The sequence below is a fragment of the Mechercharimyces sp. CAU 1602 genome (assembly GCF_024753565.1).
In the GTDB taxonomy this organism is placed as follows: Bacteria; Bacillota; Bacilli; order Thermoactinomycetales; family JANTPT01; genus Mechercharimyces.
On record NZ_JANTPT010000001.1, the window covers coordinates 1,415,931 to 1,428,165 of the forward strand.

12 protein-coding genes are annotated in these 12,235 nt (G+C 44.1%); 1 reads left to right on the top strand and 11 read right to left on the bottom strand.

What is annotated here, in order from left to right:
- Positions 1–38: 38 nt before the first annotated feature.
- From rpoZ to NXZ84_RS07395, 3 genes are all read right to left on the bottom strand, one after another.
- Positions 39–248 carry a DNA-directed RNA polymerase subunit omega gene (gene rpoZ, locus NXZ84_RS07385; RefSeq protein ID WP_258839627.1) on the bottom strand — a complete coding sequence of 70 codons (210 nt, stop codon included), beginning with the start codon at positions 246–248 and terminating at the stop codon, positions 39–41.
- A gap of 54 nt (positions 249–302) precedes the next feature.
- Positions 303–896, bottom strand: coding sequence for a guanylate kinase (gene gmk, locus NXZ84_RS07390; protein WP_258839628.1), 594 nt, complete (start codon positions 894–896; stop codon positions 303–305).
- A gap of 111 nt (positions 897–1,007) precedes the next feature.
- Entirely contained in the window at positions 1,008–1,892 is an 885-nt protein-coding gene (locus NXZ84_RS07395) for a YicC/YloC family endoribonuclease (protein ID WP_258839629.1), read from the bottom strand.
- 158 nt (positions 1,893–2,050) lie between these two features.
- On the opposite strand from NXZ84_RS07395, the gene NXZ84_RS07400 reads away from it, so the two are divergent.
- Positions 2,051–3,709, top strand: coding sequence for a putative polysaccharide biosynthesis protein (locus NXZ84_RS07400; protein WP_258839630.1), 1,659 nt, complete (start codon positions 2,051–2,053; stop codon positions 3,707–3,709).
- A gap of 225 nt (positions 3,710–3,934) precedes the next feature.
- Here the strand turns inward: NXZ84_RS07400 and NXZ84_RS07410 are convergent, their stop codons facing one another.
- The 8 genes from NXZ84_RS07410 to ruvB form a co-directional block, all read right to left on the bottom strand.
- The gene (locus NXZ84_RS07410) at positions 3,935–6,028 is read right to left on the bottom strand and encodes an SBBP repeat-containing protein (protein ID WP_309495676.1); all 2,094 of its coding nucleotides are present in this window, start codon (positions 6,026–6,028) and stop codon (positions 3,935–3,937) included.
- Positions 6,029–6,361: 333 nt separating this feature from the next.
- Complete coding sequence (locus NXZ84_RS07415) at positions 6,362–6,655, bottom strand: hypothetical protein (protein WP_258839631.1); 294 nt, start codon at positions 6,653–6,655, stop codon at positions 6,362–6,364.
- Positions 6,656–7,403: 748 nt separating this feature from the next.
- Positions 7,404–7,661, bottom strand: coding sequence for a hypothetical protein (locus NXZ84_RS07420; protein WP_258839632.1), 258 nt, complete (start codon positions 7,659–7,661; stop codon positions 7,404–7,406).
- Positions 7,662–8,367: 706 nt separating this feature from the next.
- Positions 8,368–8,838, bottom strand: coding sequence for an SMI1/KNR4 family protein (locus NXZ84_RS07425; RefSeq protein ID WP_258839633.1), 471 nt, complete (start codon positions 8,836–8,838; stop codon positions 8,368–8,370).
- Positions 8,802–8,927: a hypothetical protein gene (locus NXZ84_RS07430; protein ID WP_258839634.1), complete on the bottom strand. Its 126-nt coding sequence runs from the start codon at positions 8,925–8,927 to the stop codon at positions 8,802–8,804. Before NXZ84_RS07430 ends, NXZ84_RS07425 begins: the two co-directional genes overlap by 37 nt.
- A 1,030-nt stretch (positions 8,928–9,957) precedes the next feature.
- Positions 9,958–10,989 (bottom strand): tRNA preQ1(34) S-adenosylmethionine ribosyltransferase-isomerase QueA, encoded by a 1,032-nt coding sequence (gene queA / locus NXZ84_RS07435; protein WP_258839635.1) that lies wholly within the window; start codon positions 10,987–10,989, stop codon positions 9,958–9,960.
- A 38-nt stretch (positions 10,990–11,027) separates the two neighbouring features.
- Positions 11,028–11,240: a DUF2905 domain-containing protein gene (locus NXZ84_RS07440; protein ID WP_258840360.1), complete on the bottom strand. Its 213-nt coding sequence runs from the start codon at positions 11,238–11,240 to the stop codon at positions 11,028–11,030.
- Complete coding sequence (gene ruvB / locus NXZ84_RS07445) at positions 11,237–12,235, bottom strand: Holliday junction branch migration DNA helicase RuvB (RefSeq protein ID WP_258839636.1); 999 nt, start codon at positions 12,233–12,235, stop codon at positions 11,237–11,239. The genes NXZ84_RS07440 and ruvB overlap by 4 nt, the downstream gene beginning before the upstream one ends.

The following is a 12,235-nucleotide window of genomic DNA, read 5'->3' on the forward strand; positions in this document are numbered from 1 at the left end:
CTCCCTCAATAAGATAAAAAATAACAACCTGGAGGTTGTTATTTTTTATCAGGATCTGTGTTTCGTACGGGATCAATTGCGCCACTTACTAGCTCTTCTAGCGCTACGCCTACATATTTGTTGGAATATGGCTTCACTTTCGGGGTGGAGCCTTCCAACAATTTGCGTGCCCGCTTGGAGGCAAGTGAGACAAGGGTATACTTACTATCTGCTTTCGTCATTAGCTCATCAATCGATGGATATAGCATCTTTTCATTCTCCCAACCTGCTGATATTCTTCCTGATTTACGTAGTGGTACCCGTTAAATGACCAGTCGATCCACACGACAACTCTCGGCAGTCATAATCGCTTCAATCGCGTGACAAGCATTTTCCACCCGATCATTTACTACCGCATAATCGTACTGCTGCACTTGATTCATCTCTCCCCGTGCAGCTTCCAGCCGATGAGTCAATCCTTCCTCATCTTCTGTTCCTCTACCTTGAATGCGTTCCCGCAACGTATCGAGCGAGGGAGGCATTAAAAAGATAAAAACTGCATCTGGAAATTTTTCTTTCACTTGGAGTGCACCCTGCACCTCTATTTCAAGCAAAACATTTTCCCCTTGTGCCAACCTTTCTTCGACAAAGCGTCGTGGAGTCCCATAATAGTTCCCCACATATTCAGCCCATTCCAATACGTCGTCATGACGAATCATTTCTTCGAATTGTGCACGGCTTTTAAAAAAGTAGTTTACCCCTTCCTTCTCCCCAGCACGCGGAACACGTGTTGTTGCGGAAATGGAAAGCGTCAGCTCCGGCATATGTTCACGCAAAGCCGCACACACCGTGCCTTTGCCTGCTCCAGACGGACCTGACAAAACAAATAGTATCCCTCTTTTTTCCTGATGCAACAAAAAACCAACCCTTTCTACCCAACCAGCCTGTATCCTATAACCCATTCATGTCTCAACTAGAAATAATCGTTTTGTTTGAGTTCTTTCACACACCTTACCATTATAACCTCATTACTCAATGTTTTGCACTTGTTCTCGCATTTTTTCCAAGATACTCTTCGCTTCTACCACCAATTCCCCCAACTCGGCATCATTTGCTTTAGAGCCGATGGTGTTTACTTCCCGATTCATTTCCTGTACAAGAAAATCTAAGCGTCGTCCGACTGGGCTCCCGGCATTCATTTGCTTGGCAAACTGATCGACATGACTCCGCAGCCTTGTCAATTCCTCACTTATATCTGCTCGTTCGACCAATAGGGCAACTTCTGTCACGAGACGACTCCTATCCAGTTCATAGTCGCCAAGTTCCTCAGCTAAACGTTTCTCGATGCGATTACGATATTCCTTTTCTACCTTGGGAGTACGCGTTACCATCTTCCCCATGCATTCGCGTAACTGAGCTTGGTATGCCTCTAGTTCCTCCTGCAATACCCTCCCCTCTTGTATTCGTGACTGCTGCAGTGAAGTTAATGCCGCTCGCACTGCCGCAACCATCGGAGTACGATGCTCCTCAGGATGCGCCAGATTCTCTTTAATTGACCATACTCCGGGCAATGCAAGCCATTGCGCTGGAGTTAACCTTTTCTCCCCCTCGGATGGGAGGCGCGAAAGTTGTGTTTGAATCGATCGCACCAAATCCCAGTCAAATACCGCTTCTTGTGGCGCAGCCGTCCCGCCCTGAAGAGCGATCGTCACATCTAGGTGCCCCCGATTAATGATCTGTTTAATCTCTTTCTTTACACCTTCTTCTAATGCGAGCCACCCCTGAGGAAGACGAATCTTCACGTCGAGATAGCGGTGGTTTACTGCGCGAATCTCCACCCTATACTGGTGATCCTCTGTCGTCGATTCTCCATGTCCATAACCGGTCATACTGCATATGATTCCTGTATCCATGGACTTATTTTAAAAGATGAATCCCTATCTTGTCCAATTCTCACTGTGTAAATAAAATTAGAGCATGCGCCAGCCGAGACAACCTGCTAGAATAGAAGAAGCGCATTTGTAACTATGAGAACAATCGTACCTATTACAATTATAGAAGGATGTTAAAGATGAATAAAAAAAATACACTGATTAGAGGCACATTAATCCTTAGTGCGGCTACTTTCATCTCCAAAATACTAGGCACACTATTTACCATTCCACTGCAGAACATCGCTGGCGACGAAGTAATGGGCATCTATATGGAAGCATTCCCTTACTATTCGATCCTGCTCATGATAGCGATTGCTGGAATTCCAATTACAGTCTCCAAATTTGTCGCCGAAAGGCTATCTCTCGGAGATAAACAAGGCGCCCAACTCGTGTTGCGCACCGGACTTATTATCCTGTCCTTCACAGGCTTTATTGGTTTTTGTCTTCTCTACTTGAGTAGTGGCTGGATCTCCAATGTCATGATTGGTAACGCTAACGCAGAACCTTCTATTAAGGCACTCGCATTCGCACTTTTAATAGTCCCAATAATGGCTGTTATCCGTGGCTACTTCCAGGGTCACCAACAAATGATCCCTACCGCTCTCTCCCAAGTGATCGAGCAACTATTACGCGTCACAACCGCTCTCATCCTTATCTACTGGCTAGTTATCGCTAACTATCCTGACTCATGGGTGGCTGCTGGTGCCACCATGGGAGCATCTGTCGGTGCACTAGCTGGACTGGTGGTCATGCTCTTCTTCCGCTCCCGTGATCGCGAAGAAAGCTCTAAGCATCCAGCCACAGCGACATCCACCAACGGCAGAGAATCTTTTTTCTCGTTATCGAAAAAGATCTTACTCTATGCTATTCCCATCTCGCTTGGCACGATGGTAATGCCGCTGATCAATCTTTTAGATACAACAACAATCCCACGCCTACTTGAAGAAAGCCTTCATTATACTCAGAGTGAAGCAACAGCATTATTTGGAATCTACAGCCGTGGCACACCTTATGCAAGCCTAATCGCCACCTTTTCCACTGCGCTAGGGCTTGCCCTCATTCCTGCTATATCAGCGCACACAGCCAAAGCCGAGTGGGCCGCTATTCAACATAAAATTAAACAAGCCTGGTTTATGACGTTCCTCGTCAGCCTACCCGCATGTGTAGGCTTGATCGTACTAGCTCGTCCAGTCAACATAATGATGTACGCTCACAGTGATCACGAAGGCGTTTCTGCCCTGGCTGCCTTATCTGCCGGTACATGGGTTATTGCCTTGTTTGGTATTGCCGCTCTCTTTAATTCCCTTACTGTATCTAGTTCGGGTATCTTACAAGGAATGGGCTTTAACCGCTTACCTGTACGCCATCTGATGATCGGGGCAGTAGTAAAGGTAATAGGAAATATTATCCTGGTTCCGCTATATGGTTTAAAAGGGGGCGCCATTTCCCTCGTCATCGCGTATATCGTCGTCTGTGTCCTTAATGTATGGATGGTGACACGCAAAGCCAATATCTCGTTCCCGTTTGCCATGGCCTTAAAACCTCTTCTCTCTGCACTCTTGATGGGGGTTACCTTGTATCTGATCCTCGGTGGGATAGAATGGCTATTCGCAGTCGAAACCTTCGCTCGTATTAGTTATATGTGGATTAGTATCAGCTTGACGATTATCGGAATAGGAATCTATCTTATCGCGCTACTCCTATCCGGAGCGATGGGTGAACGCGAACTATTGATGCTACCTAAAGGCGCAAAGCTAGTAAAGTTGTTTACACGCTTACATTTACTACGTACCTAAAAGTGATAAAGCTCCTTTTTATGCTAAGATAGCTCTTAATGGATAGACTGCAGCAAAACAGCCTGACACTGTATGGACAGTGTCAGGCTGTTGCATTTATTTATAATCCCTTAGCACGTTACTTTCATTTATAGCGATTCTGGAGTTCATGCTACTATGTTTTGAAGACCTCATCATAATAGATACGCCTACCTATTTGCTCAATATTCCTTCCCACTTCACACCTTACAATCCCGTCTCCCCTCCTCCCATACCACGTGGCCCTCTCGGCCCTCTTGGACCGCGTCTCCCTCTCGGGCCTCTAGGTCCTTGCGCCCCCGTTGGTCCTGTTACTCCCGTTGCACCCGTGGGTCCCGTCGCCCCAACCCCTGTTAACGGAGAAAGTTTTACAACGTAAGTACTGCTTAAATTATCTGCTGCAGAAGGATTCATGGTTTGAAAAGCTCCAGGAAGAGTAGGAAATCCATTTGTTGCAAACCCGTTTACATAAACATCATTCTGGCTGCTTTGATCCACCGAAACCCCACTTCCGCCAGACTCCCCTCCACCTAGATAGGTGGAATATTGAATCCCCCGTCCCGAGGAGCTAAGTTGCGTCACAAAGGCATTACCCGATAGGGAGCCAAGATTGGCTTGATAGGCATCCGAAGTTAGTGGAAAGTTCGTCGATCTTGTATTTCCTGTAACCCAGACATTGAAGAAGGAGTCCAAAGAAATAGAGGAGCCTATATCAAGCCCAGCTCCTCCAAGGTAAGTAGAAAAGAGGAGCGCAGAGCCCGTTGCATTAAACTTAGTCACAAAGGCATCCCTTGATCCCCCTCCGTATAACGTTTGAAAGGCCGTACTGGTAACGGGAAAATTGGTCATTGAATTTGTTTGCCCTATAACGTAAGCAAGTCCAAAGGAATCGACCGCAATATCTAAGCCACTCTCAATACTCCCGTTTCCACCTAGATAGGTGGAATAGACAAGAGAAGATCCCATCGCGTTTAACTTGCTAACAAACGCACTATCTGTTCCCCGTAGCACCGTTTGAAACGCTCCCGTTGTCGTCGGAAAATCAGTAGATTCTGTAGTCCCGGTAATATAGGCATTATTACCATCATCTAGCGCAATTCCAAATCCAGCATCAGGAGCACTGCCACCTACAAATGTAGAATAGACGAGTGCTGAGCCGGGTGGATTCAGTTTAGTCACAAAGGCGTCACGATCCCCACCAAACATGGTTTGAAACGATCCAGTCGTTACAGGGAAGTCACTTGAACTTGTTGCGCCCACAATGTAAGCATTGTTATCAGTATTCACAGTAATGGCAAACCCTGAATCTGAAGAGGAGCCTCCCAAAAAGGTAGAATAAACCAAACTCGAACCTGTAGGATTTAATTTCGTAACAAATGCATCTGCGGTGCCAGCATTCAAGGTTTGGAAGGCTCCTGAAGTAACAGGGAAATTGGATGAGGTTGTAAACCCCGTTACATACGCATTATTAAACGCATCAACAGCTATCCCATCCCCCTGATTATTTTCAGTACCACCGAGATAAGTGGAATAAATAAGTGAGCTTCCCGTTGCATTTAATTTGGTCACAAATACATTGAATAAGTCTCCTGCAAGCATGGTTTGAAAAGCTCCACTGGTTACGGGAAAGTCAGATGATCTAGTAGATCCCACAGTATACGCATTCCCAGAAGTATCGATAGCTAGGTCTAGAGCAAAATCTGTATTTGTGCCCCCGATGTAGGTGGAATAAATAACATTGGGATCAATGATCAAAGGCGCTTGCTTATTGTAATCATCTTCAAGATGAAAGCCAAAGCTGCTATCCGATCGCAAAGAGAAGACAGTTTCAATTAAGGCGCATCCTTTCTCTTGAAAGCTGACCGGCTTTTCTTCTCGGAGTATTCCTTTATCAGTGTAAACGAACAAATCACCACACTCGCTTACTATTGTCTCATCTGCCCCCTCATATTTCAGTCGAACATCCTTAAGATTCCCATTTGGATGAACCACCACATCATATTTTAGACGCCGTTCATCTCCAGAGAAAATCACATCAATCCCTTGCCAAACCTCCTTGTAGACAACCCGCACAGATTCCAGTCCCTCTTCCTTCACATCTCTTACGATAACACCCTGACGTGCACGTAAAAAACGCAACATTAACTCATCAGATTCACCCAGCGTCAACCGTACTCCCTCTGGTAAAAACGTAAACTGTATCCCTTGACTTTCCATAACGTAGACCTCTTGTGTACTTCCACTCCCGTTACACTGTTTAAACAACAGCGATTTTGATCCCACCCTTTTCACACCCTTCATGTAGCACCCTCCATCGAACCAAGTTAATCTAACTTATGATTCGATCCTCTTGTCTCATGTAAAATCATCCTATTACTAACCCCTCATTTGCTTCGTGTCTCCAGACGCGCAAAACGAAAAGAAAGTATCAAATTATTGCAGCCCACTTGTTTCCTAAGTTTAAATATAATTCAGTTTTTTCTTTTAAAAAGGGGCTCCCATCTAATCAAGTCTCCATCATCTAAATAAATAGATAACCTTTCATCAATATTAGTATTCTCGACTCTCTTTATCCCTTTATACTGGATCTTCGAATTCCCTAGTAATAAGGACTCAAATGTTTTTGTCAAAACATCACCGGTTGCGTGTGAATTCAAAACACATCTCATAAATAGCTTTCTTAACTGATGAAGAAGTGAAATCAATTAATGCCCCACTATTTAACAACCACATCCGCTCTAAATCTATATATTCAAATGAACCTATCTCATCTAATTCCATAGAGAAGTCATAGCCTAGTAAAGACCAAATTTTGTCCATTTCCTCATATTCTAAGATAATAGTCATATCTGACTCCCATCGTACGTTCCCCTTTGTAGCAGGAACCCATATAAAACGATCATTTAACTGTTTTACAATAACGCTCATATGTCTCTTATAGGGTAAATACGAATTTATCTTAATTTCCAATCGATCATTTTCGGATGTCAACAAATCATCTATATAGCCGTCATATAATAATACTTTTCCGAAATATAATCTACACATATTATTTCCAGGATCAGATATGAAATTTACAGTCTCTAACTTCAACATCTACATCACCTCGGTATCTTAGGGTGGGATCAACAATTTAATCATTCCTACCAGTAAAAACGCTACATCTCTACCTTGTCAAAGCCTGGCGTCCTACATACTTGTCGTTGTGGGAATTAGATTATCTACTTCAGTGAAGACTCTTAGTTAGTCTTCATCATCGTCATATAAGCTATGCGATCCCCTTCTCTTCATCCTGAGCTCTATCCCGCCTTTAGCGTTGGTGCTTAGTAAGAAGTCCTCATTGTTCATAACAAGTCATGAAAGACGTTACCCCCATACTGCGTAGGTTTAGGTGTGATCTTGCTGTCCAAACCACACATAGCTCTCCGGCGGATGAACTCCTAATTGTTTCTCTATTTGTATGACTCTATCTCCCTCGACCCCTCCAGCAAAATCCTCCTCTCCCTCGCTTGATCAATGAAGTTTAAAATCATCCGTTTTTTATCATCATAAGTTTTCATGGATTTGTCCCTTCATTCTTCACTGTGGATTCTCTCTCGAGGATCAATCTTTTTACTATTCGTAGATTCAGATAATTTTTCACTATTCATCCAAACTCCCTCTGTTTATATTCCACTCATGCAAAATGAACCATTTCATCAGGAAAGTTACTACCATCTTTCATTTCTCTAAGTTCTCTCGCTAAACGCTGTCCCGCCCTTCTATAATAAAAATGATCTTCTTCATTTTTTTCAGATACAGGATTTAGTTGATATAGCAAGCGGCTTTTTTTATTATATTCTAATCGGCCCTGCACTCGATCAAACGGTCCATACCTATAGATTACCACTTCTTCATCTTCTTTCTCTTTTACAAGAGCTACTGAAATAGCCATGTCTCTCCCCCAATTTTTAATCGAATGAATTCTAGTCACACCCAGATCTCACTACTGCATCGTGTGCATCTTCATAAGATGTTTTAAACAGACTTTCAAATCTCGATTCAAAATACTATACTCATGGTTTAATAGGTTATTACCTCTCGGTCATGAGAGGATGGCTTTTGATCCAACAATAGGTAGTACGGTACTTCTTGGCACGTCGAGAGTCTCACACACTGTTTGTACAGCATGTTGCTTCTTAATTTCTTGAATAACCGTTAAAATATCGTTCTGGTCTACTTTTTTGCGATTATGGCCATAGCCTTTTTTAGGATTTCGTTATCTTCCGTTAGCCTCAACATTTCCTTCCATCTGCTGGTAGTCTACGGGTGTCATTTTCTCCTTCCTGCTCATTCCATAGGAGTAAATGCTTTGATTCAATGGTAAATGGTCACTTCCGATAGTCCATATTCGCTACTTCATTTTCGAACCGATTGGCCCGTGACCCAAGAGCATCTATATCCAATCTATAGGCTCAGATCCAATGCTCATCTCTTCAATACCAGGCGTACTTCCTACTTATTTTCACCCTTCTAAATAGGGTTTCGTAAAATCAAACGAGTTTCTTTATAGAAATCAATATCACCCGATCTCGTGAATTTTGCACCAATTGGCTACACTTTGTCCACTCTCTTTAAAAGAAGCAACGCGGGTTTATCCGTCAATTGATCTCATTTTCATATTCTATATCTTCGAGAATACTTTCAAATGATACAATCAAGAAATCTAAGAAATCATCAAATCCATCATGACTTCCTTCTATCCCGTCCCAAAAAACAACTGGACATTCCCCATTCTTCATTTTGCTTGTGTCTAAACATACCCTAGATTCATCTAGACTTTGTATCACTACATAGTGTTTAGGAAGTCCACTTTTCCTTACACGTTCAGTCTCACGCACACACGTAGAAACTTCGTAGTATGGATCTATTCCTAAAATGTCTATACCACCTATTCCTCCTGACCCAAACTTACGAACATACCACTTGTAACCCTCAGATAAACTTACATCCAATTGTTTTTCTATAAATAAAATCCATTTCCCCCCAACTTCTCCTCCAAAATCACAATCCCCTTTTGCACGACTAATTAACCTCAAAACTTTACCTTTTTTTCCTTCGAGTAGTTCCATGAAAATGCCTCCATTTCTACTTCCCTTGCCCTTGCTTCATCGGGTTGAAACCATCGCAATGGTGGTACTTCGTTGGACACATGTTTCACTCCATATCCCTCCATTGAACGTGCCTATGTTATTTTATCCTATGGCGCCAGACAATTTTTGTGCGGATAAACGAAAGTGGACTGTCTTCGATAACTAAGATCGTTCCCATATAATAAACCCTACAGAGAGGATAGGAAGACAAGTAAACTTAATGAGGTGGGGGAGAAGCATTTTCATCCCAAAGAGAACGGGTTTTCTACAAATTCATAGAGCAACCCCCTCCGACTACATACCAAGGGACAGTTGCTCTTTTCAGGTAAAAAAGAAAGAGGAGATTCGAGGTAGATCATATCTCAAACCACCTATTCCTTTCCCCAGCTGTAGAAATGCAATGCCTCTCCTGTGCTATAGCTCCCTTATAAGGTTCGATTTGATTTGGAATGAAAATATTAATATTATTCGATTATATTATTTACATTCACAGAAATAGCATTTACTTTATTTCTGTCAAAGTTCGCTCTTCTAAGAAACACAAAAACAAAAGTGTAGAAGCTAATTTGGAATAATGTTGTATCCCCCAGGGCTTATGATTACATTATATGGGTGCGTTGCCCTCAGTCGTCAGTTGCTGGTTCTACCCCTATGAGGTTTCTGTTCGTCAGGCCGGAGGTTTGCCGCCGGCTTCCTTCAGATTCCATCTCGCGGTGGACACCCTTGCCTTAGGATAACGACTACTGCTACCTTCCTCGTTCAGGACTTTCACCCTATAGAACGCGCCCAATCGAGTAGCACAGGGGAGTTTCACCCCTATGCTCTCACGGATCCCTACATGACAATCTCTCGTCATACGACTCTTATCGTTCAGTCATCTTAGTACTCCCAGTGAGCAAACAGTGGAAAAGGTGGAGTAGTTGACGGTGTGGATGGAGTTGAATCGTGTAGTATTTGTCATAGGATCGCTCTCTCCTTTAGAAGTTTGCTAGTCACAAATCATTCTATAGGGAGATCGGTTTTTTCAATCCGTAAATAAATTGTATAGTGCCGTCTTCATATTTACATATTATGGTTAATCAACAAGCCTGCCTCCACTTACAATATCAACATCGCATCGCCAAAGCTAAAAAAGCGATACTGTTCTTCTACAGCCGCTTGGTAGGCAGATAACACGTGTTCCCGTGAGGCGAAAGCACTGATCAGCATCAAGAGACTCGAACGAGGGAGATGGAAGTTGGTTACCATTGCGTCGACAGCTTGAAAGTTATATCCAGGGTAGATAAAGATATCTGTCCAGCCTGAAGATGGCTCGATCTTTCCCCGTTGCTGTACTACACTTTCAAGGGTGCGGACAGATGTGGTACCCACTGCAATAATTCGTCCTCCTGTCGCTTGTGCCTCTTGGATCATAGCAGCTGACTCTTCACCTAGTTCATAATACTCGGCATGCATGGTATGCTCCTCCACTTTACCAGCTGTTACCGGACGAAAGGTGCCTAAACCCACATGTAAGGTGAGCGGAGCGATTTTAACTCCTTTTTGCTCAATCTGTTGTAAGATGTCCGGAGTAAAGTGAAGGCCTGCTGTGGGGGCCGCAGCTGATCCTATCTGGCGGGCATACACTGTCTGGTAACGATCAGCATCGTCGAGCCGCTCTCGAATATAGGGCGGAAGCGGCATTTCACCCAACTCTTCCAAAAGGTGATCCAAATTCTCAGCTTCATACTGCAATTGAAAGTGCCACCCTCCTGGCATATCTGCCGTTGCTTCCGCTACTGCGCGTAACAACCCTTCCCCAAAGTGAATGACAGTGCCCGGCTTCACACGTTTGGCAGGCTTCACCAAAGCTTCCCAGCGATCATCGCCTAATGGTTTAAGAAGAAGCACCTCCATCTGTGCGCCTGTTTCCGCCTTTATCCCAAGCAGCCGTGCTGGACGCACCCGGGAATCGTTTAGGACGAGCACATCACCTGCCTGTAAGTATGAGAGAAGGTCGGTAAAATGCTTATGTTCAATAGCTCCACTTTCTCGGTTTAATACCATCATGCGCGCACGCGATCGATCTGCAATCGGGGTTTGAGCAATCAGTTCTTCTGGTAGTTGAAAATCAAATAGTGATACATCCATGTTCTTCTCTCCATTTCTCGGTAAAAAGAACCCGTTCCCTAGCGGAACAGGTTGATCACATAAAACAATAACGATATGACTACACTGATCAATAATGAGGTAACTAGCGGAAAATAAATCTTCATATTTTCACGTTCGATCAAAATATCCCCAGGCAAACGGCCAAGCCAGCGGCCACCTACTTGCCACATCACTCCCACCACAATCAAAATCACTCCTGCGATAACAAGTAGCTTTGCCATCGGATTCATGTCCGTCGCTCCCAACCAAAGTGATCGTAACATCGCTGTGTCAACTGTCGCCCTCGCGGAGTCCGCTGTAAAAAGCCCATCTGCAATAGGTAAGGTTCATATACATCTTCTACTGTATGAGCTTCTTCCCCGATGGTAGCTGCAATCGTCTCTAAGCCGACCGGTCCACCTTGGTAGTTTTCCTTTATCGCATACAGCAACTGTTGGTCTACCTGATCCAAGCCCAGTTTATCCACTTGGATGCGATCCAATGCATCCCGTGCCGCCTCTGCTGTAATCACACCATCACCTTGTACTTGTACAAAGTCCCTTACCCGTTTTAATAAGCGGTTAGCCACTCGGGGGGTGCCACGTGCCCGTGAAGCGATTTCCACCGCTCCCTCTTCAAAGATGGTCACTTGCAACAAGTCTGCCGCTCGTTGCACAATCAAGATTAGCTCTTCCGTCGTGTAATACTCTAATCGACTAACCACGCCAAATCGATCGCGCAAAGGTGAGGAGAGTGACCCGGCTCGCGTAGTAGCACCCACTAACGTAAAGGGAGGAAGATCAAGTCGCACCGAGCGTGCACTAGGTCCCTTCCCTATCATAATATCGAGCGCAAAATCCTCCATTGCAGAGTATAAGACTTCTTCCACCGAACGACTAAGGCGATGAATCTCATCAATAAATAAGAGATCCCCCTCCTGCAAATTGGTTAAAATCGCTGCGAGATCACCCGCTCGTTCAATCGCAGGACCTGATGTGGTACGTATGCTTACCCCTAGTTCGTTGGCAATAATACAGGAAAGAGTGGTTTTCCCCAGTCCTGGAGGACCATATAGCAATACATGATCCAACGCTTCCCCTCGTCCTTTTGCCGCCTCTATATAAATATGTAGGTTCTCTTTTACTTGCGATTGTCCAATATATTCTCGTAGATAGCGAGGGCGCAAGCTAAATTCGACCGCCTCATCTTCTGTTGCCATCTGGGCGGATATAATTCTATCCTCCAC

Bases quoted from the DNA above. Each gene is read 5' to 3' on its own strand.
- NXZ84_RS07425 (WP_258839633.1), bottom strand. From the start codon at position 8,838: ATGGAACTACTCGAAGGAAAAAAAGGTAAAGTTTTGAGGTTAATTAGT.
- NXZ84_RS07395 (WP_258839629.1), bottom strand. From the start codon at position 1,892: ATGGATACAGGAATCATATGCAGTATGACCGGTTATGGACATGGAGAA.
- NXZ84_RS07410 (WP_309495676.1), bottom strand. From the start codon at position 6,028: ATGAAGGGTGTGAAAAGGGTGGGATCAAAATCGCTGTTGTTTAAACAG.
- NXZ84_RS07440 (WP_258840360.1), bottom strand. From the start codon at position 11,240: ATGAATCCGATGGCAAAGCTACTTGTTATCGCAGGAGTGATTTTGATT.
- NXZ84_RS07420 (WP_258839632.1), bottom strand. From the start codon at position 7,661: ATGGCTATTTCAGTAGCTCTTGTAAAAGAGAAAGAAGATGAAGAAGTG.
- rpoZ (WP_258839627.1), bottom strand. From the start codon at position 248: ATGCTATATCCATCGATTGATGAGCTAATGACGAAAGCAGATAGTAAG.
- NXZ84_RS07400 (WP_258839630.1), top strand. From the start codon at position 2,051: ATGAATAAAAAAAATACACTGATTAGAGGCACATTAATCCTTAGTGCG.
- queA (WP_258839635.1), bottom strand. From the start codon at position 10,989: ATGGATGTATCACTATTTGATTTTCAACTACCAGAAGAACTGATTGCT.
- NXZ84_RS07415 (WP_258839631.1), bottom strand. From the start codon at position 6,655: ATGAGCGTTATTGTAAAACAGTTAAATGATCGTTTTATATGGGTTCCT.